This is a genomic window from Novosphingobium sp. BL-S-20 (assembly GCF_055521635.1).
In genome coordinates this window covers 778678-796464 of record NZ_CM145494.1, presented here as the reverse complement: position 1 = coordinate 796464, position 17787 = coordinate 778678, and the positions used below count along the sequence as shown (strand labels likewise).

Sequence of the window (17787 nt, the reverse complement as noted above, 5' to 3'; positions counted from 1 at the left end):
AAATTAACCCCGCGCGCCTTCGGTGATGTCGATCGACTGGCCTTCGGCCAGCGTGACAATCGCCTTCTTCACGTCGCTGCGACGGTAAGCCTTACCGCGCCAGCGCTTGGTCTTGCCCTTGACGACCAGCGTGTTCACGCCGGTGACCTTGACGTCGAAGAGAGCTTCGACGGCGGCCTTGATCTCGGGCTTGGTCGCCTTATCAGCAACCTTGAAGACGACGGCGTTCTGCTCGGAGAGCAGGGTCGACTTCTCGGTGATGTGCGGCGAGAGGATCACGTCGTAGTGACGGATGTCCACGGTCTTAGCCATTGAAACGCGCCTCCAGCTTTTCGACAGCGGCGCGCGTCAACACCAGCGTATCATGCTTCAGGATGTCGTAGACGTTCGCGCCGACAGCCGGGAGCACGTTCACGCCGACGATGTTGCGGGCAGCCAGGGCGAAGCCCTCGTTGACCTGCTCACCGTCCATGACGAGAACCTTCTTGCCGAAGTTCGCCTTGGCGAGCTGACCGGCGAGCGCCTTGGTCTTGGCGTCGGAAACGTCGAGCGAGTCGACGATCACGAGACCGTTCTGAGCCTTGGCCGAAAGAGCCATCTTCAGACCGAGTGCACGGATCTTCTTGTTTAGCGAGATGTTGAACTCGCGGCGACGGGCACCGTGAGCCTTACCACCGCCGATGAAGACGGGAGCGGCACGGTCGCCGTGACGGGCAGTACCGCCACCCTTCTGGCGGCCGAACTTCTTGCCGGTACGGGCAACGTCCGAACGCTCGCGGGTCGCACGGGCGATGCCGCGACGGTTTTCGAGCTGCCAGGTGACGACGCGGTGCAGGATGTCCGCGCGCGGTTCGAGACCGAACACGTCGTCCGACAGTTCGATGTCGGCGTTGGCGGCCGAACCGTCGATGTTGAGGACCTGAACCTTCATGATTAGCCCTCCTGGCCTTCGGTCGCTTCGGGAGCCGCGGCTTCGGCCGGGGTCACGGCAGCGGCCGTATCATTGGTGTTGCTGGCCGACTTGATGCCGGCGGGGTACGGAGCCTCGGCGTGACGGTCGACCTTGACGGCGTCCGAAACGGTGAGCCAGGCGTTCTTCGAACCGGGGACCGAGCCCTTGACGAAGATCAGGCCACGCTCGTCGTCCACGCGGACGATTTCGAGGTTCTGCTGGGTGCGCTGACGGTCGCCCATGTGGCCGGCCATCTTCTTGTTCTTGAACACCTTGCCCGGGTCCTGACGGTTACCCGTCGAACCGTGCGCACGGTGCGAGATCGAAACACCGTGGGTGGCGCGCATACCGCCGAAGCCCCAGCGCTTCATGGCGCCCTGGAAACCCTTACCCTGGGTGTGGCCGCCTACGTCGACCAGCTGGCCGGGCACGAAGTGCGAGGCAGCGATCGTGGCGCCAACTTCGAGGAGGGCGTCGTCGGCGACGCGGAATTCCGCGACGCGCATCTTGAGGGGAACCTGCGCCTTAGCGAAGTGTTCACGCTGCGGCTTGGCAACGTTCTTCTGCTTTGCTTCGCCCGCACCGAGCTGAACCGCGACGTAGCCGTCACGATCAGCAGTACGAACCGAAACCACCTGACAGTCTTCAAGTGCCAGGACAGTGACGGGCACGTGGCGACCGTCCTCCTGGAACAGGCGGGTCATCCCGACTTTCTTGGCGATCACGCCTGTACGCATGACCTTTCTCCTTACAGAGGCGTACGCAGGACCATCCCTCGTACGCGTGTCCAACCCTGTTATGATACGAACCCCGTCCGGGTCAGGTGTTCCCTGCAAGCCCACTATGGACCGCGGAAACGAGACGGGGGACGCATTCCCGACGCTTCCCGAAGGAGACGGCGGAGGTATCCCTTGTGTCCCCTCTCGGGGCGCTGTCTCTGCGGGCTTTCGCCCGCAAAGCCGGCCTCATGGCCGACAAGGTAATCTGGATCCGAGGATCCGAAATTCACCGATCGTTTCAAGTCCGATCAAAAGACTGTCGGGGCAACCTGGAAGGTCACCCCGAAAAACCGGCTCAGGCCAGCTTGATCTCGACGTTCACGCCGGCAGCCAGGTCGAGCTTCATCAGAGCGTCGACGGTAGCTGCGTTCGGCTGCACGATGTCAAGCAGACGCTTGTAGGTGCGGACTTCGAACTGCTCACGCGACTTCTTGTCGATGTGCGGACCACGGTTGACCGTGAACTTCTCGATCTTGGTCGGAAGCGGAATGGGCCCACGAATCAGAGCGCCGGTGCGGCGGGCCGTGTCAGCGATTTCGCCAGTGGCCTGGTCGAGCACGCGATGGTCAAACGCCTTGAGGCGGATACGGATGTTCTGAGCTTCCATTACCTACTACCGATGAGAAAGAGCCATAGGACCAGAAGTCCCGTCAAATTCGAACCGCGCCCCTACACGGTGAAGGCGAGTCGGGCAACCCCTGATTTCACGCCGCCACGCAGGTTTCCAGAAGGCCGATGGCGCAGTTCGTCGCATCCGCCCTTCCCTGCGCCCGGTCCGAATCCTACCTTGACCCGGCGACGCCTAACAGAAGCCGCTTTCCATGTCCCCCATCGCCACGAAAATTTCCAGTGCGCTTGCCGCGCTGACCCTTGCATACCTGGCGCCCGGTGCCAGTGCAGCCGACAGATCCGCCTACACCCCCAGCGGAACGGGCACCCCCATCAACCTCGACGACACCGACGTGCTTACCGCCCACGCCGCTATGCCCGATGCCACGGGCGGCGCCGTGGACGATGCCTGCCGCGAAGCCGCCCGCGCAAGCAATGGCGGCAACGACGGCACGATCGTCGTCTGCTCCCACGGCGGCGACGGCACCAACCAGCGGGTTCCGGCCTCGAAGTCGCTGGACGAAAGCACCCGCACGGGCGCGGCCTACCCGCCGGACCTCTGGGACCTGCCGGGCTGCCTCGGCCCCTGCATCACAATCCCGTTCGGCCGCGTGCCGGAGCCGGTCTACTACATCGACCTCAGTTCCATTCCCGAAGCCCCCAAGGGTTCGGATGCCTGGAAGATCGGGCAAGGCGAATTGCGGGCGCGATAAAGGCGCCCGCCAAACTTCAAACCCCATCAACGCGAAAAGCCCGGCGCCTCTTTCGAGACGCCGGGCCAATCACGTTAGCCGAAGCTGACGATCGACGAATTACTTCGTGATCGTGGCAACGACGCCCGAACCGACGGTGCGGCCGCCTTCGCGGATTGCGAAGCGGAGACCTTCGTCCATGGCGATCGGAGCGATGAGCTTGATCGACAGCGAGACGTTGTCGCCAGGCATGACCATCTCGGTGCCCTCGGGAAGGATCACTTCGCCGGTCACGTCGGTGGTGCGGAAGTAGAACTGCGGACGGTAGTTCGCGAAGAACGGCGTGTGACGGCCGCCTTCGTCCTTCGACAGGACGTAGACTTCAGCCGAGAACTCGGTGTGCGGGGTCACGGTGCCCGGCTTGGCGAGAACCTGGCCACGCTCAACGTCGTCGCGCTTCAGGCCACGAACCAGCGCGCCGATGTTGTCGCCGGCTTCACCCTGGTCGAGCAGCTTGCGGAACATTTCGACGCCGGTGACGGTGGTCTTCTGCGTGTCGCGGATACCGACGACTTCGACTTCTTCACCAACCTTGACGATGCCGGTTTCGACGCGGCCGGTCACAACCGTACCACGACCCGAGATCGAGAACACGTCTTCGACGGGCATCAGGAATGCCTTGTCGGTGGGACGCGGGGGCTGCGGGATGAACTCGTCGACAGCCTTCATGAGCTCGAGGATCGAGCTCTTGCCGATTTCGTCGTCACGGCCTTCGAGGGCGGCCAGAGCCGAACCCTTGATGACGGGGATGTTGTCGCCGTCGAAGTCGTACGACGAGAGCAGTTCGCGAACTTCGAGTTCGACGAGCTCGAGCAGCTCGGCGTCGTCGACCTGGTCGACCTTGTTCATGTACACGACCAGCTGCGGCACGCCGACCTGGCGAGCGAGCAGGATGTGTTCGCGGGTCTGCGGCATCGGGCCGTCAGCAGCGTTCACAACGAGGATAGCGCCGTCCATCTGGGCAGCACCGGTGATCATGTTCTTCACGTAGTCAGCGTGACCCGGGCAGTCGACGTGCGCGTAGTGACGTGCTTCGGTCTCGTACTCGACGTGTGCGGTCGAGATCGTGATGCCGCGCTCGCGCTCTTCCGGAGCCTTGTCGATGTTCGCGAAGTCAACGGCTTCACCGCCGAAGGTTTCCGACATCACCTTGGTGATGGCGGCCGTCAGGGTGGTCTTGCCGTGGTCAACGTGACCGATGGTGCCGATGTTACAGTGCGGCTTGTTCCGCTCGAATTTTGCCTTCGCCATTTTCAAACCTTCTTTGCTTGAATTGTAATCTGCGGGAATGTGAGGCAGCGCCCGCCGAAACAGGCGCCGCCCCTAGAATGATCTTGCCGATTAGGCAAGCTTCTCCTTGACCTCGGCCGCGACGTTCGCCGGGACTTCGTCATAGTGGGAGAAGAACATCGAGTAGTTTGCACGGCCCTGGGTGAACGAGCGGAGCTGGTTCACGTAGCCGAACATGTTCGCGAGCGGAACCATGGACTCGACAACCTGAGCGTTACCGCGGCTGTCGGTACCCTGGATCTGGCCACGACGGCTGTTCATGTCGCCGATGACGTCGCCGAGGTATTCCTCGGGGGTGACGACTTCGACCTTCATGATCGGCTCTAGCAGCTTGATGCCGGCCTTCTGGGCGACTTCACGCATAGCACCGCGACCGGCGATTTCGAAGGCCAGGGCCGACGAGTCGACGTCGTGGTAGGCACCGTCGTAGAGGACGATGTCGAAGTCGATGATCGGGAAGCCGACCAGCGAGCCCGAGGCAGCGGTTTCGCGCATGCCCTTTTCGATCGCGGGGATATATTCCTTCGGAATGTTACCGCCCTTGATCTCGTCCTTGAAGGTGATGCCCGCACCGCGCTCGCCCGGCGTGACCTTGATCTTCACGCGACCGAACTGACCGGTACCACCCGACTGCTTCTTGTGGGTGTAGTCCACATCGACAGCCTTGGCGAGGTATTCGCGATAGGCGACCTGCGGAGCGCCGACGTTGGCTTCGACCTTGAACTCGCGACGCATGCGGTCGACGATGATGTCCAGGTGAAGTTCGCCCATGCCCTTGATGATCGTCTGGCCCGACTCGTGGTCGGTGGTGACGCGGAACGAGGGGTCCTCGGCCGAGAGACGGTTGAGCGCGACGCCCATCTTCTCCTGGTCGGCCTTGGTCTTGGGTTCGACCGACAGTTCGATAACCGGCTCGGGGAATTCCATGCGTTCGAGAACGATCGGCGCCTTTTCGGAGCAGAGCGTGTCGCCCGTGGTGGTTTCCTTCATGCCGGCCAGCGCGACGATGTCGCCCGCGTAGGCCTCGTCGATGTCCTTACGGTCGTTGGCGTGCATTTCGAGAATGCGGCCGACCTTTTCCTTCTTCTGCTTCACCGAGTTCAGGTACGAACCCTTCGAGAGCGTGCCGGAGTAGATGCGGCAGAAGGTGAGCGAGCCGACGAACGGATCGTTCATGACCTTGAACGCAAGCGCCGAGAACGGAGCTTCGTCCGACGGCGGACGGCTGTCGGGCTCGTCGCTGTCGACCTTGACGCCCTGGACGTCTTCGATGTCGAGCGGCGAAGGCAGGTAGTCGACAACGGCGTCGAGCAGGGGCTGGACGCCCTTGTTCTTGAACGCCGAGCCGCAGACGACCGGAACGAACTTGTGGTTCAGCGTGCCCTTGCGGATCAGCGCCTTCAGCGTGTCGACGTCGGGCTCGGTGCCTTCGAGGTAGGCTTCCATGACCGCATCGTCCTGCTCGACAGCGAGTTCGAGCAGCTTTTCACGATATTCGGCAGCTTCGTCAGCGAGTTCGGCCGGGATTTCTTCGTAGAAGAACTCGGCGCCGAGCGATTCGTCCTTCCAGATGATCGCGCGGTTGTGAACCAGGTCGACCAGGCCCTTCAGATCGGCTTCGAGACCGATCGGGATGTAGAGCACGGCAGGCGTCGCACCGAGGCGGTCGATGATCGACTGCACGCAGTACTTGAAGTTCGCGCCGGTACGGTCGAGCTTGTTGATGAAGCACATGCGCGGAACGCCGTACTTGTCAGCCTGACGCCACACGGTTTCCGACTGCGGCTCAACACCGGCAACGCCGTCGAAGCATGCAACCGCACCGTCGAGCACGCGCAGCGAACGTTCGACTTCGATGGTGAAGTCGACGTGGCCGGGGGTGTCGATGATGTTGATGCGGTAGTCGCCCCAGAAGCAGGTGGTCGCAGCCGAGGTGATGGTGATGCCGCGTTCCTGCTCCTGCTCCATCCAGTCCATGGTAGCAGCGCCGTCGTGGACTTCGCCGATCTTGTAGGACTTGCCGGTGTAGTAGAGGATACGCTCGGTAGTGGTGGTCTTACCGGCGTCGATGTGCGCCATAATACCGATGTTACGGTACATATTGAGCGGATGGCTGCGTGCCATGGTGATTTCCTTACCAGGAGTGTTTCGGGAGCGAGGCGGCCTTCAGATAAGACCTCGCCCCCTGAAATAAAAGTGTGACGCCCGGATGACTTCTCATCCGGGGCCACACGCTCACATTACCAGCGGTAGTGCGAGAAGGCGCGGTTCGCGTCCGCCATGCGGTGCGTGTCTTCGCGCTTCTTCACGGCATTGCCGCGGTTGTTGGCAGCGTCGAGCAGCTCGCCCGAGAGACGCGCCGACATGGTGGTCTCGGGACGGTTGCGGGCAGCCGTGATCAGCCAGCGGATGGCGAGGGCCTGGGCGCGCTCCGGACGAACTTCGACCGGGACCTGGTAGGTCGCACCACCGACGCGGCGGCTGCGAACTTCGATCTGCGGCTTCACGTTGTTCAGGGCATCGTGGAACAGCTGGACCGGGTCCGACTTGGCGCGGGTTTCCATGGTTTCCATGGCACCGTAGACGATCGATTCGGCGACCGACTTCTTGCCGTCGAGCATGAGGTTGTTCATGAACTTCGACAGGACCTGATCACCGAACTTCGGATCAGGCAGGATTTCCCGCTTCTCGGGACGACGACGACGTGACATCGTTGGTATTCCTTGTTCTTTCGGGCGGGAGCGTGAGCATCACCGGCCGGTAAATCGTGTACCGTGCGAGGCGTGAGACCCCGCGCACCGGCTTACTTCGGACGCTTGGCGCCGTACTTCGAGCGCGACTGCTTGCGATCCTTGACGCCCTGCGTGTCGAGCACGCCGCGCAGGATGTGGTAGCGCACGCCGGGAAGGTCGCGGACGCGGCCGCCGCGGATGAGCACGACCGAGTGCTCCTGAAGGTTGTGGCCTTCACCGGGGATGTACGAAATGACTTCGCGGCTGTTGGTCAGGCGCACCTTGGCGACCTTGCGGAGAGCCGAGTTCGGCTTCTTCGGGGTCGTGGTGTAAACGCGGGTGCAGACGCCGCGCTTCTGCGGGTTCTGCTCCATGGCAGGAACCTTCGACTTGGCCTTCTGCGGCTCGCGGCCCTTGCGGACCAGCTGGTTGATAGTGGGCATCTATACTCTTCTTTCAAATGGGAGTGCGATGGATCGCCGCCGAAACCATCGGCATCGACCCGTCGCACCCCGGAAGGTTCCGGGCCGGTACATCTGAAAGGGAAGAGTGAGATCACGCATCACACCAAGCCTGCCTGCTTGCGCCCGTCATCCCAGCGAAAGCTGGGACCGCTGGCCGCAAGCGCTACGCTCGCTGCACACGTGAGCCGAAAAACACTCCACCCGGCCAATGCACCGGATTACTTTGCCATGCGCCGTTCCGCCGGAAGGTCCGCGATTCGCGGAAACCTTACCGCCTTTCGCTCGCAGGACTGCGCCGAAAGGCCCGGAAATGCTGACATGGCAATGTTCAGCTCTATGTCGTTTCCTTCGGGAATACCCGCAGGAGATGCGCGCCCTTAGGAGATTTGCGCCCAAGGGTCAAGATTTACCGGCACCACACACAGGCCGAGCCAGAGCGACATCTCCGGCCTGCGAATATTTTTCAAGGCGTCCCGCGAAGGTCTCCGTCTCAGCTCTCGATATCGATCTGAAGGGACGAAGATGCCTCGCTACCTGCTTGCCTCCACCGCGCTTCTCGCCATGGCGACCGCCGCTCATGCTGAGGACGTGGCCACCAAGAAGACCACGCCGCTCCTCACCTCGACGATCAAGAACGGCGCCGCCGACGCGATCAACATCACCAAGGACGGCTCCGTCGTGCTGACGTCCGGCACCGCGGTGACGATGGACAGCAACAACAACGTCGCCAATGCCGGTGCGATCACGATCACCAATGCCAATGGCGTGCGCGGCATCGTCGCCAATGCCGGAACCACCGGCGACATCGTCAACACCGGCACGATCACCCTCGACGAGCCCTATACCCCGACCGACGACGACAAGGACGGCGACCTCGACGGTCCCTTCGCGCTCGGCTCCAACAAGATCGGCATCCGCACCGAGGGCGACCACACCGGCAAGATCACCCAGAGCGGCACGATCACCATCAAGGGCAACGATTCCGCCGGCATCTCGCTGGGCGGCAAGCTGACCGGCAATTTCACCCATGACGGCAAGACAAATGTACTGGGTGACAATGCCATCGGCGTGAAGACCGGCCAGATCGACGGCAACGTCCGCCTCGCCGGTTCGGTGCTGGCGCAGGGCAAGAACGCGATCGGCGCGCAGTTCGGCGGCGATGTGAACGGCGCCTTGGTCGTGCAGGGCGCGATCGTCTCGACCGGCTACCGCTATACCACCCCGCCCGCTGACCCGTCGAAGCTCGATGCCGACGATCTGCTCCAGGGCGGCTCGGCCATCGTGGTCGAAGGTAATGTGACCGGCGGCATCGTCCTCGCCGTCGCCCCGAAGGACAGCGATCCCAACAATGCCGACGAAGACGGCGACGGCATCCCCGACGCCACCGAGGGCGCCGCCAAGGTCGCCACTTACGGCAAGGCCCCGGCCATCGTGATCGGCTCCGCGACCAAGGACATCGCCATCGGCCCGGTCGCCAGCACCGCCAGCAAGTACGGCCTCCAGATCGACGGCACCGTTGAAGGCCACGGCCTCTACACCGGGATCGACGGCAACGGCGTGGCCATCGGCGGCCTCGGCGGCAAAGTGACGATCGCCAACGGCATCGGCATCACCGGCGGTATCGCCGCGACCTCCAAGGACGCGACCGCCACCGCCCTGCGCCTTGGCGCGGGCGCCAGCACGCCGCTGATCCAGAACGCGGGCACCATCAGCGCCTCGGGCGCGCGGGCCGTCGCGGTGCGCATCGATGCGGGCGCCAGCCTGCCCACCCTGCGCAACTCCGGCACGATCAAGGCCGCCGCGGTCAACGAAAACGGCGCAGCCACCGCGATCAGCGATGCCAGCGGCACCCTGAACCTCATCGAGAACAGCGGCACGATCTCGGCCACCGGCGCCAAGGCCGGTTCGGGCAAGAACATCGCCATCGACCTTACCAACGCCGCCGGTAGCGTGACCGTGAAGCAGACCCAGGTCGGCGCAGGCTTCACCGCCCCCTCGATCGTCGGCGACATCCTGCTCGGCGGCGGCAATGACATAGTGGACATCGCCGACGGCACCGTGACCGGCAACGTCGCCTTCGGCGGCGGCAACAACACCCTCGCGCTTTCGGGCGACGCAGTGCAGACCGGCAATGTCACCTTCGGCACCGGTTCGGACACGATGACGCTGGCGGGCACCTCACGCTTCGTCGGCACGGCGGACTTCGGCGGCGGCGCCGATACGCTGACCCTTACCGGCACGTCGGTCTTCTCCGGTTCGCTGGCGAATGCCGGAAACCTTGCGGTCAAGGTCACGGGCGGCATGCTCGACGTGAACAAGCCCACCGCGATCGGCTCGCTCGATGTCGGCAAGGACGGCATCGTAGCCGTGACGCTGAACAAGGCGGCGGGCCAGGGCTCGGCCTATACCGTCGCGGGCACCGCCTCCTTCGCGGACGGCTCCAAGCTCGCCATCAAGCTCGCCGACGTCTCCACCGCCGAGGGCAGCTATCAGGTGCTGACCGCCGGCACGATCCAGGGCCGCGACAACCTCGAAGCCGCGACCGACCTCGTGCCCTACATGTTCAAGGCCACGCTGGACGACAAGGCCGCCGCGAACACCATTGTCGTCGATGTCGCCCGCCGCACTGTAGCCGAACTCGGCCTCAACCGGTCGCAGGCCACCGCCTACAACGCGATCTTCACCGCCCTCAGCCAGGACGAGAAGATCGAGGACGTGTTCCTCGGCATCACCAACGGCGACCAGTTCCGCCAGGCCGTCGGCCAGATGCTGCCCGACCATGCCGGCGGATCGTTCGAGGGCATCAGCCTCGGCACCCGCACCGTCGCCCGCCAGCTGATGGACCCGATCAACCCGGTCTGGGGCGAAGGCCGCTTCAGCACGACGATGAACCTCTCGTTCTGGGGCAGCGACAAGAAGGCCGGTGCCAATGCCGCCTACAACCTCAACGGCTACGCCATGTCGCTCGGCGCCGAGTACCTGACCGGCATCGGCCGGTTCGGCGGCACCTTCTCCTACCTGTGGAACCGCCACACGAGCGGCGGCAGTAGCGAGATCAAGTCGAACTCCTTCGAACTCGCCGGTCACTGGCGCGGGCAGTTCGGCGCGGTGCAGAGCTACGGCCGCGCCTCGGTCGGCCGCTCGAACTACGACAGCGAGCGCCAGTTCATCGGCGCGATCGGCACCGAGAACGTCAGCCGCACGATCAAGGGCAAGTGGAACGGCACGTTCGTCACCGCTTCGGGCGGCGCCTCCTATGAGGGCGGCGGCAGCCACTTCTTCTACCGCCCGGCGGTCACGGTGGACTACGTGCGCCTGAAGGAAGACGGCTACACCGAAAACGGCGGCGGCAAGGCGCTCGACCTCACGGTCGCCTCCCGCACCAGCGACGAGCTGGGCGTCAACGGCGGCATGACCTTGGGCATCGACTTCATGGGCATGCAGCGCCGCGACGAGAACTGGTTCCGCGTGGAAACCGAAGGCGGCTGGCGCGAGATCGTCAGCGGCGGCATCGGTTCGACCACCGCGCACTTCGCGGGCGGCCAGAACTTCACGCTGGACGGCGACGAGGCGACGAGCGGCTGGTTCGCCCGCCTGCGCGCCGTCGGCGGCACGCTGGGCCTGACGATGGGCGGCGAACTCGCCGCCGAGGATCGCCACGGCCGCGTGGATCTCGCCCTGCGCGGTTCGGTCACCATCGGCTGGTGATCGCCCACCTTTGAGAAAGGCTGGAAGAAGCCACCGGCTCCGGCGCCCCAGCCGGGCCGGTGGCCGCAAGGAAGCGCCTCCCCCACCCCAACCCCGCGCCTTTCAGGCGCTCGGCGCATCCTTCGCCCAGCCTCCGGCCCCGGTCGTCCCGAAAGCGACCGGGGCCGGACCCTTTTTACCCCCAGTATTTCCTTTGGACCTTCCCGGCGGTTCCTGCGTTCCGTTCCGCATGATCGTCGTCCACCATCTTGAAAACTCGCGCTCCCAGCGTGTCCTCTGGCTGCTGGAAGAGCTGGGCCTGCCCTACGGATTGCGGCGATACGAACGGGACGAGAAGACCATGCTCGCCCCGCCCCAGCTCCGCGCGGTCCATCCGCTCGGCAAGTCCCCGGTGATCGTCGACGACGAGGGTGACGCGCCGCTCACGATCGCGGAGACCGGCGCCATCGTCGAATACCTCACGGAAAAGGCAGGCGGCAGGCTGGGACCTCCACCCACCCGCGAGGAGGACCTGCGCTACCGCCACTTCCTGCACTATGCGGAAGGATCGCTGATGCCGCCGCTGCTGCTCAAGCTCGTGCTCGGCCGCATTCCCCTGCTCGGCCGCCTGGCGCAGAAACGCATCCAGCCGATGATCGACGTCCACCTCGATTTCGTCGAACAGGAACTGGCGAGCCGGGAGTGGTTCGCGGGCGAGACCTTCACCGCCGCCGACGTGATGATGAGCTTTCCGCTCGAAGCCGCCCATAGCCGCGCCGGACTCGATTCTTCGCGACCGGCAACCCTGGCGTGGCTGGACAAGATTCACGCAAGGCCCGCCTATCAGGCCGCGCTCGCCAGCGGCGGACCTTACAAGTACGCCTGAAATCACGGGAATTGACTTCCTGCCATGCCGCGGAGCAAAGCCCGGGCCTGTGCGTTTCGAGGCGCGACCATTTCCGAAGGGGCAATTGCAGACATGACCATGAACCGGGCGCGCCTGGAAAACGGAGGGCTGATCCTCTTCCTTGCCGCGATCACCGTCGCCCTCACCCTTGTCGTGTCGAGCTTCATCGGCGCGCTGCTCTGGGCGGCCCTTGCGGCGCTGCTGTTCCAACCGCTGTTCCAGCGGCTGCTGGCTCGCTGGCCGGAGCGCCGCAACCTTGCCGCCGCCTTGGCCCTGCTGGTGATCTCGGTCGCGGTGGTGATCCCGGCGCTGGTCATCACCAGCCTCGTCGTCGAGCAGGCTGCCGGGGTCTATGCGCAGATGCGCGACGGCCAGATCAACTTCGCGGAATACTTCCAGAAAGTGCATGACGCCCTGCCCCTGCGCGTCCAGCACCAGCTCGACTCCTTCGGCTTCAACAGTTTCGAACGCGCCCAGGCCCGCATCAGCGAAGCGGTGAGCAACAGCGTCAGCGTGATCGCCAGCCGTGCCCTCGCCATCGGCGCCAATGCGGCCTCCTTCATGCTGGCCTTCGGCGTCGGCCTCTATGTCACCTTCTTCCTGCTGCGCGACGGCGAGCGGATCGGCCCTGCCGTCGTTCGCGCCCTGCCGCTCGAAGAAAGCGTGGCACGGCGTCTGGCCGAGCGCTTCGTCACCGTCGTTCGGGCGACGATCAAAGGCTCCGGCCTCGTGGCACTGGCCCAGGGCGCGCTGGGGGCGATCACCTTTGCGATCGTCGGCGTTCCCGCTGCCCTGCTCTGGGGCCTGCTCATGGCCATTGCCGCGCTGCTGCCCGCCATCGGCCCGGCCATTATCTGGGCACCGGTCGCGGTCTACCTGCTGGCGACCGGCGCGGTCTGGCAGGGCGCGGTCGTGATCGGATCGGGCGTGCTGGTCATCGGTATGGCCGACAATGTCCTGCGCCCGATGCTGGTCGGCCGCGACACCGGCATTCCCGACTGGCTAGTGCTGGTAACGACGCTGGGCGGCATCGAACTCGTCGGCCTCAGCGGCATCGTCCTCGGGCCGCTGGCAGGCGCCCTGTTCATGACCGGCTGGACGATCATGACCGAGCAGCGCTTCGATCGCTCCCCGGACGCAGAGCAGGAACCCCAAGCCTCCTGAACGGGAGCCTGCTTGCGCTTTCAGCGGCTGTTCAGCGCCCCGACTTATTCCTGAGCACACCGGAAGCCCTGCTTCGGCAGGGTTTCCTTCCCCCGCAATTGCCCAGGAGAAGCCGATGCGCATTTTCAAGATTTCCGCCGCTCTCGCCTTGCTGGCCGGCAGCCTCGGACTGGCTTCCACGACCAGCGCCCATCCCTACGACGGCCGCCACGACCGCGTGGAACGCGTGGCGCACCGCGACGACTATCGCCGCGATCACCGCCGTTACGATCGGCCCCGTTACGACAGGCACCGCTACAACGACCGTCGTGACAGGTCCTGGCGCCGCCACGAGGCCCGCCGTCACCACGCCTACAGGAATCCGCGCCGCTGCTGGACCGAATGGCACCATCATCGCCGCGTCCGCGTCTGCCGCTGATCTTTCGCGACCCCGGCCGGAAAGTCGGGGTCACCTCGTTCGGCAGCGATGCTTCCAGGCGAATTTCCCCGCCCGCCCCTCCCGACACGCTTATGCCTAGACTTTCGGGGGATACTCCGGGCGATTCATGGCAATTGACCCACCCCCGTCCGCCATGGTCTCTCGTTTGTGTTCAAGGTCTTGTCCTGAACGTGACAAACGATGTCCGCACTGCCTGACCCTTACCGACATGCGCAGGCGGAACAGCCAGGGAGCGCGACGTGCAGGAGCCGGGTACAAGACCACTTGTCCATATCGGATTCCACAAGACCGCCTCCACGCTGTTGCAGAACGCACTCTTCGCCCGCAGCGACCTAGGCTTCGAGCGGCTGGAGAACGACCGCTATCACGTCCAGGTCGACTTCGTGAAACAGGGCGCCTTCGACGATCTATCCCCCGGCCGTATCCAGAGCTATCGCCGCCGCAGCCGTGAGGCGCAGGCACGCGGCAATACCCTGGTCGTCTCTCACGAACGGCTCTCGGGCTATCCCGCCTCGGGCGGATACGATGCCAAATTGATCGCCGATCGCCTGAAGAACTGCCTGCCCGATGCCCGCATCCTGATCTTCGTGCGTGAACAGCGCTCGATGATCTTCTCCTACTACCTGCAATATATCAGTGACGGCGGCTCGCTCTCGTTCCGCCGCCTGACCACGCCGCTGCAATGGACGCTTTCCCGCAAGCCTGAGTTTGACTTCCGCTCCTTCGCCTATGTCCAGTGCATCGAGTATTATCGCCGCCTGTTCGGCGCGGAAAACGTGCTGGTGCTGCCCTACGAGGCGCTGCGTGACGACGCGTGCCGGGTCGCCCGCGAGATCGCCCAGTTCTGCAGACAGGATGCCTCGCTGATCCCACACGATATCTTCGGCGCCCCCGCCAACGAGGGCCTGCCGATCCTGATGCAGGCGCTGCGCCGCCCGCTCAATGCCCTGCTCAACCGCAACCAGCTTTCGCCCGAGGCCCCGATCCTGTTCCCGCGCTTCGACCGCTATTACCGCAAGCTGCGACCGCTGTTCGCCTTCAGCCGCGTGTTCGACGGGGCGCTGCGCCGCCGCCTGATGGGCCAGATCGAACGCGCGGTGGGCGAACGCTATGCCGAGAGCAACCAGCAACTCCAGCGCCTGACCGGCTACGATTTGCGCCGCCTCGGTTACAGCCTGCCCAGTGCCGAATCCCCGCTCGGCGAACCGGCGAATTTCGGTTCGACCGCCCCGTCGCCGAGACAGCCGCGCCCCGCCCTCCGCACGCCCAACCGCGTGGCGTGACACGGCCATGATCGACAATACGGCTTCGGCCCTGCCGCAGGGCCATGAGGTTGCCGGATCGGCCTTGACGGCGCCCGAGAATCCCCCCCGCGAAAGGGCGAAGGAGAATGCAGGCCTGCGCGGAAGCGGCGCCTTCAATCCCACCGTCCATGCCCTGCGCGGGGTGGCGGCGACCATGGTATTCCTCGCCCACGTCCTCGGCGGGGTCGGCCTCAATGTCTACCCGCACGATTCGAGCTACTTCGCCGTGATCGAGGCCCCCTGGAACTTCGGCCGCTGGGGAGTCTGGCTGTTCTTCGTGATCAGCGGCTATGTGATCCTGCCCAGCGTCCGGCGCTATTCCCCGCGCGAGTTCGCGATGCGCCGCTTTTTCCGGCTCTATCCGCTGTTCCTGGCCTTCTCGCTGCTGTTCATCGCGGTGAATGCCTGGAGCGATGCCTTTCCCGAGCTGAACGACTTCGGCTCGATCGTGTCTGCGCTGCTGCTGCTCAACCTGCTGACCCATACCGAGCAGCTCACCCCGAATGCCTGGAGCCTGAGCTACGAAGTCCTGTTCTATGCCATGGCCTGCCTGACCGTCCACGCCGCGATGCGCCGCAAGGACCGGCTGCTGACGATGCTGCTGGCGCTCGCCTGCGCCGGACTCGTCTACCGCTTCCCGGCGATGCTCTTCTTCCTCGCGGGCATCGGCGCGCGGCTGCTCGACGAGCGCGGCCTGCGCCCGCCCCGCGCCTGGAACCCGGTGCTGGAACTGCTGGCCTTCGGCGGCTGCCTCTATTTCGGCTCGATCCAGCACTACGACTTCATGCTGAAGAACATGGGCAACCCGAACGCCTATGCGACGCTGGCCTTCACCTCGGTCTATTTCTTCCTGGCGATCGCCCCCGGCAGCCTGACCGGACGCCTGCTCGACCGGCCCGCCGTGCTCTATCTCGGCACGGTGAGCTACAGCCTCTACCTCGCCCACCCCTATACCTATTTCGTCACCCGGCATCTCTTCGTGAGCCTGGGCCTGTTCCGTTCCGACTGGCCGCTGTCGCTGCTATTGTTCCTTACAGCCGTCATCCCGATAACCCTGCTCTTCACCCGGATCGTCTACCGCCTGCTGGAACGCTACCCTTACCAGTGGTACTTCCACGAGCGGATATTCCACCGCCGCACCGCGGAAGGAAAGGCCTAGCGCTTTTTCCTCGGTGCGCTCTTCTTCTTCGCGGGCGCTTTTTTCTGGGGCGCTTTCGGCGCGGCACAGGGCCAGGCCTTGCGGGTGGCTGCGAAGACCTGCTCGGACGCCGGGCCTTGCCGATCCTTAGGATTGTTCCGCAGGTAATCGACCGTCTCGGTCTTGAGCTGGCTGATCGTCACATCGGCGGGAATGCAGCTGTCCAGTTTGTTGACCTTGCGCGTGGTGTTGAAGGCATCGACGGCACCGGTGATATAGGCGATGCATTCATAGGTCTTCTCGACATAGTCGCTGCTGCCGCGCTCGCTCGTGCAGATCGCGTAAAGCTCGTCCCCGGTGTAGAACCCGGCCTGGGCCGCCACGGGAACCAGCCCGAGCGGAGCGATCAGCGCGATGCAAGCCAGCTTTCCGGAATTCATAGTCGAATCTCTCCAAACAAGGCCGGACCCTTGGGGCAAAGCCGCCCCTCGTCAATCGCCACGCTTGCCGTATGCCCGCAACGGCAATATGGAACATATACGATTCGTATATTCAGGATGGTTCAATTGGGTATCGTCAACATCGAGGATGAACTCCACGAGCAACTGCGCAAGGCCAGCAAGGCCTCGTACCGGTCGATCAATGCCCAGGCGGCTTTCTGGATCCGGATCGGCATGCTCTGCGAAATGAATCCCGGACTGACGTTCCAGGAAATCGTCGTGCGCGAACTGCGTGAGGCCGGAGTCGATCCCGGAAACGAACCCGGCAGAAGGCCGGTCGAAACCGGAGCAGCAACGCAATGATCAAGTCGCCTGCCGAAGTCGAACTCATGGCCGAATCCGGCCGCCTGCTCGCCTCCGTGTTCACCTGGCTGGACGGCCAGCCGCTCGCCGGGCGCACGACGATGGAGATCAACGACCTCGTCGAGGCGTTCATCGTGAACGATCTCGCCGCGCGGCCCGCCAGCAAGGGTCAGTACGGTTACGGCTTCGTGCTGAACTGCTCGCGCAACGAAGTCGTCTGCCACGGCGTCCCCTCCACCGGGGACGTGCTGAAAGAGGGCGATATCGTCAATTTCGACATCACCCTAGAGAAGAACGGCTTCATCGCCGATTCCAGCAAGACCTACCTGATCGGTGACGTCTCCCCCGCCGCTAGACGGCTGGTCCAGACCACCTACGAGGCCATGTGGAAAGGCATCCGCGCAGTGCGCCCCGGCGCCCGGCTGGGCGACATCGGCCACGCCGTCGAACGCCACGCCAAGCGCGCCGGCTATTCCGTGGTGCACGACTATTGCGGCCACGGCATCGGCCGGGAAATGCACGAGAAGCCCGAAGTCCTGCATTTTGGACGCCCCGGCACCGGCCTGCCGCTGCGCGAGGGCATGGTCTTCACCATCGAGCCGATGCTGAACCAGGGCCGCCGGACCGTCCGCACCGAGGACGACGGCTGGACCGTCGTCACCACCGATGGCAAGCTCTCGGCCCAGTTCGAACATACCGTCGCGGTAACGGCGGACGGTGTCCGCGTGCTGACCCTGCGCCCGGAAGAAAAAGCCGCCCGCGCCTGA

At 64.4% G+C, this 17787-nt stretch carries 18 protein-coding genes; 9 read left to right on the top strand and 9 right to left on the bottom strand.

The annotated features are described in order from the left end of the window. Positions 1-3 precede the first annotated feature (3 nt). The 4 genes from ACZ1II_RS11405 to rpsJ form a co-directional block, all read right to left on the bottom strand. Positions 4-312, bottom strand: coding sequence for a 50S ribosomal protein L23 (locus ACZ1II_RS11405; RefSeq protein ID WP_147219107.1), 309 nt, complete (start codon positions 310-312; stop codon positions 4-6). After that, positions 305-931 carry a 50S ribosomal protein L4 gene (gene rplD / locus ACZ1II_RS11400; protein ID WP_021233445.1) on the bottom strand — a complete coding sequence of 209 codons (627 nt, stop codon included), beginning with the start codon at positions 929-931 and terminating at the stop codon, positions 305-307. The genes ACZ1II_RS11405 and rplD overlap by 8 nt, the downstream gene beginning before the upstream one ends. Positions 932-933: 2 nt before the next feature. After that, positions 934-1689 (bottom strand): 50S ribosomal protein L3, encoded by a 756-nt coding sequence (gene rplC / locus ACZ1II_RS11395; protein WP_465146541.1) that lies wholly within the window; start codon positions 1687-1689, stop codon positions 934-936. A gap of 337 nt (positions 1690-2026) precedes the next feature. Next, entirely contained in the window at positions 2027-2338 is a 312-nt protein-coding gene (gene rpsJ / locus ACZ1II_RS11390) for a 30S ribosomal protein S10 (protein ID WP_007011873.1), read from the bottom strand. A 214-nt stretch (positions 2339-2552) separates the two neighbouring features. Here rpsJ and ACZ1II_RS11385 point away from each other — a divergent pair, with 214 nt between their 5' ends. Further along, complete coding sequence (locus ACZ1II_RS11385; RefSeq protein WP_465146540.1) at positions 2553-3053, top strand: hypothetical protein; 501 nt, start codon at positions 2553-2555, stop codon at positions 3051-3053. A 99-nt stretch (positions 3054-3152) separates the two neighbouring features. Here the strand turns inward: ACZ1II_RS11385 and tuf are convergent, their stop codons facing one another. From tuf to rpsL, 4 genes are all read right to left on the bottom strand, one after another. Then, complete coding sequence (tuf, locus tag ACZ1II_RS11380) at positions 3153-4343, bottom strand: elongation factor Tu (RefSeq protein ID WP_465146539.1); 1191 nt, start codon at positions 4341-4343, stop codon at positions 3153-3155. 90 nt (positions 4344-4433) lie between these two features. Beyond that, entirely contained in the window at positions 4434-6506 is a 2073-nt protein-coding gene (gene fusA, locus ACZ1II_RS11375) for an elongation factor G (RefSeq protein ID WP_465146538.1), read from the bottom strand. A 116-nt stretch (positions 6507-6622) separates the two neighbouring features. Next, positions 6623-7093, bottom strand: coding sequence for a 30S ribosomal protein S7 (rpsG, locus tag ACZ1II_RS11370; RefSeq protein WP_086490061.1), 471 nt, complete (start codon positions 7091-7093; stop codon positions 6623-6625). A 92-nt stretch (positions 7094-7185) separates the two neighbouring features. Next, positions 7186-7557, bottom strand: a complete 372-nt coding sequence (gene rpsL, locus ACZ1II_RS11365; RefSeq protein WP_007011879.1) for a 30S ribosomal protein S12 — start codon at positions 7555-7557, stop codon at positions 7186-7188. A gap of 543 nt (positions 7558-8100) precedes the next feature. Here rpsL and ACZ1II_RS11360 point away from each other — a divergent pair. The 6 genes from ACZ1II_RS11360 to ACZ1II_RS11335 all read left to right on the top strand — a co-directional run bounded on the left by ACZ1II_RS11360 (position 8101) and on the right by ACZ1II_RS11335 (position 16238). Beyond that, complete coding sequence (locus ACZ1II_RS11360) at positions 8101-11286, top strand: autotransporter outer membrane beta-barrel domain-containing protein (RefSeq protein ID WP_465146537.1); 3186 nt, start codon at positions 8101-8103, stop codon at positions 11284-11286. A 229-nt stretch (positions 11287-11515) separates the two neighbouring features. Further along, positions 11516-12151 carry a glutathione S-transferase family protein gene (locus tag ACZ1II_RS11355; protein ID WP_465146536.1) on the top strand — a complete coding sequence of 212 codons (636 nt, stop codon included), beginning with the start codon at positions 11516-11518 and terminating at the stop codon, positions 12149-12151. Between the two features lie 93 nt (positions 12152-12244). Further along, the gene (locus tag ACZ1II_RS11350) at positions 12245-13336 is read left to right on the top strand and encodes an AI-2E family transporter (protein ID WP_465146535.1); all 1092 of its coding nucleotides are present in this window, start codon (positions 12245-12247) and stop codon (positions 13334-13336) included. A 115-nt stretch (positions 13337-13451) separates the two neighbouring features. Then, complete coding sequence (locus tag ACZ1II_RS11345) at positions 13452-13754, top strand: hypothetical protein (RefSeq protein WP_465146534.1); 303 nt, start codon at positions 13452-13454, stop codon at positions 13752-13754. Positions 13755-14014: 260 nt separating this feature from the next. Then, positions 14015-15058, top strand: a complete 1044-nt coding sequence (locus tag ACZ1II_RS11340; RefSeq protein ID WP_465146533.1) for a hypothetical protein — start codon at positions 14015-14017, stop codon at positions 15056-15058. Positions 15059-15065: 7 nt separating this feature from the next. After that, on the top strand, positions 15066-16238 hold the full coding sequence (locus ACZ1II_RS11335; RefSeq protein ID WP_465146532.1) for an acyltransferase family protein: 1173 nt from the start codon (positions 15066-15068) through the stop codon (positions 16236-16238). On the opposite strand, the gene ACZ1II_RS11330 is transcribed toward ACZ1II_RS11335, so the two are convergent. After that, complete coding sequence (locus ACZ1II_RS11330) at positions 16235-16657, bottom strand: Rap1a/Tai family immunity protein (protein ID WP_465146531.1); 423 nt, start codon at positions 16655-16657, stop codon at positions 16235-16237. The two genes, ACZ1II_RS11335 and ACZ1II_RS11330, sit on opposite strands and share 4 nt — an antisense overlap. A 126-nt stretch (positions 16658-16783) precedes the next feature. On the opposite strand from ACZ1II_RS11330, the gene ACZ1II_RS11325 reads away from it, so the two are divergent. Together ACZ1II_RS11325 and map are read left to right on the top strand one after the other, a co-directional pair. Continuing rightward, positions 16784-17020: a ParD-like family protein gene (locus tag ACZ1II_RS11325; RefSeq protein WP_465146530.1), complete on the top strand. Its 237-nt coding sequence runs from the start codon at positions 16784-16786 to the stop codon at positions 17018-17020. After that, positions 17017-17787, top strand: coding sequence for a type I methionyl aminopeptidase (gene map / locus ACZ1II_RS11320; RefSeq protein ID WP_465146529.1), 771 nt, complete (start codon positions 17017-17019; stop codon positions 17785-17787). Before ACZ1II_RS11325 ends, map begins: the two co-directional genes overlap by 4 nt.

Coding starts and splice junctions, on each gene's coding strand:
- map (WP_465146529.1), top strand. CDS start 17,017: ATGATCAAGTCGCCTGCCGAAGTCGAACTCATGGCCGAATCCGGCCGC.
- rpsG (WP_086490061.1), bottom strand. CDS start 7,093: ATGTCACGTCGTCGTCGTCCCGAGAAGCGGGAAATCCTGCCTGATCCG.
- ACZ1II_RS11330 (WP_465146531.1), bottom strand. CDS start 16,657: ATGAATTCCGGAAAGCTGGCTTGCATCGCGCTGATCGCTCCGCTCGGG.
- ACZ1II_RS11335 (WP_465146532.1), top strand. CDS start 15,066: ATGATCGACAATACGGCTTCGGCCCTGCCGCAGGGCCATGAGGTTGCC.
- ACZ1II_RS11355 (WP_465146536.1), top strand. CDS start 11,516: ATGATCGTCGTCCACCATCTTGAAAACTCGCGCTCCCAGCGTGTCCTC.
- rplC (WP_465146541.1), bottom strand. CDS start 1,689: ATGCGTACAGGCGTGATCGCCAAGAAAGTCGGGATGACCCGCCTGTTC.
- fusA (WP_465146538.1), bottom strand. CDS start 6,506: ATGGCACGCAGCCATCCGCTCAATATGTACCGTAACATCGGTATTATG.
- ACZ1II_RS11360 (WP_465146537.1), top strand. CDS start 8,101: ATGCCTCGCTACCTGCTTGCCTCCACCGCGCTTCTCGCCATGGCGACC.
- rplD (WP_021233445.1), bottom strand. CDS start 931: ATGAAGGTTCAGGTCCTCAACATCGACGGTTCGGCCGCCAACGCCGAC.
- ACZ1II_RS11405 (WP_147219107.1), bottom strand. CDS start 312: ATGGCTAAGACCGTGGACATCCGTCACTACGACGTGATCCTCTCGCCG.
- rpsJ (WP_007011873.1), bottom strand. CDS start 2,338: ATGGAAGCTCAGAACATCCGTATCCGCCTCAAGGCGTTTGACCATCGC.
- ACZ1II_RS11350 (WP_465146535.1), top strand. CDS start 12,245: ATGACCATGAACCGGGCGCGCCTGGAAAACGGAGGGCTGATCCTCTTC.
- tuf (WP_465146539.1), bottom strand. CDS start 4,343: ATGGCGAAGGCAAAATTCGAGCGGAACAAGCCGCACTGTAACATCGGC.
- ACZ1II_RS11345 (WP_465146534.1), top strand. CDS start 13,452: ATGCGCATTTTCAAGATTTCCGCCGCTCTCGCCTTGCTGGCCGGCAGC.
- ACZ1II_RS11385 (WP_465146540.1), top strand. CDS start 2,553: ATGTCCCCCATCGCCACGAAAATTTCCAGTGCGCTTGCCGCGCTGACC.
- rpsL (WP_007011879.1), bottom strand. CDS start 7,557: ATGCCCACTATCAACCAGCTGGTCCGCAAGGGCCGCGAGCCGCAGAAG.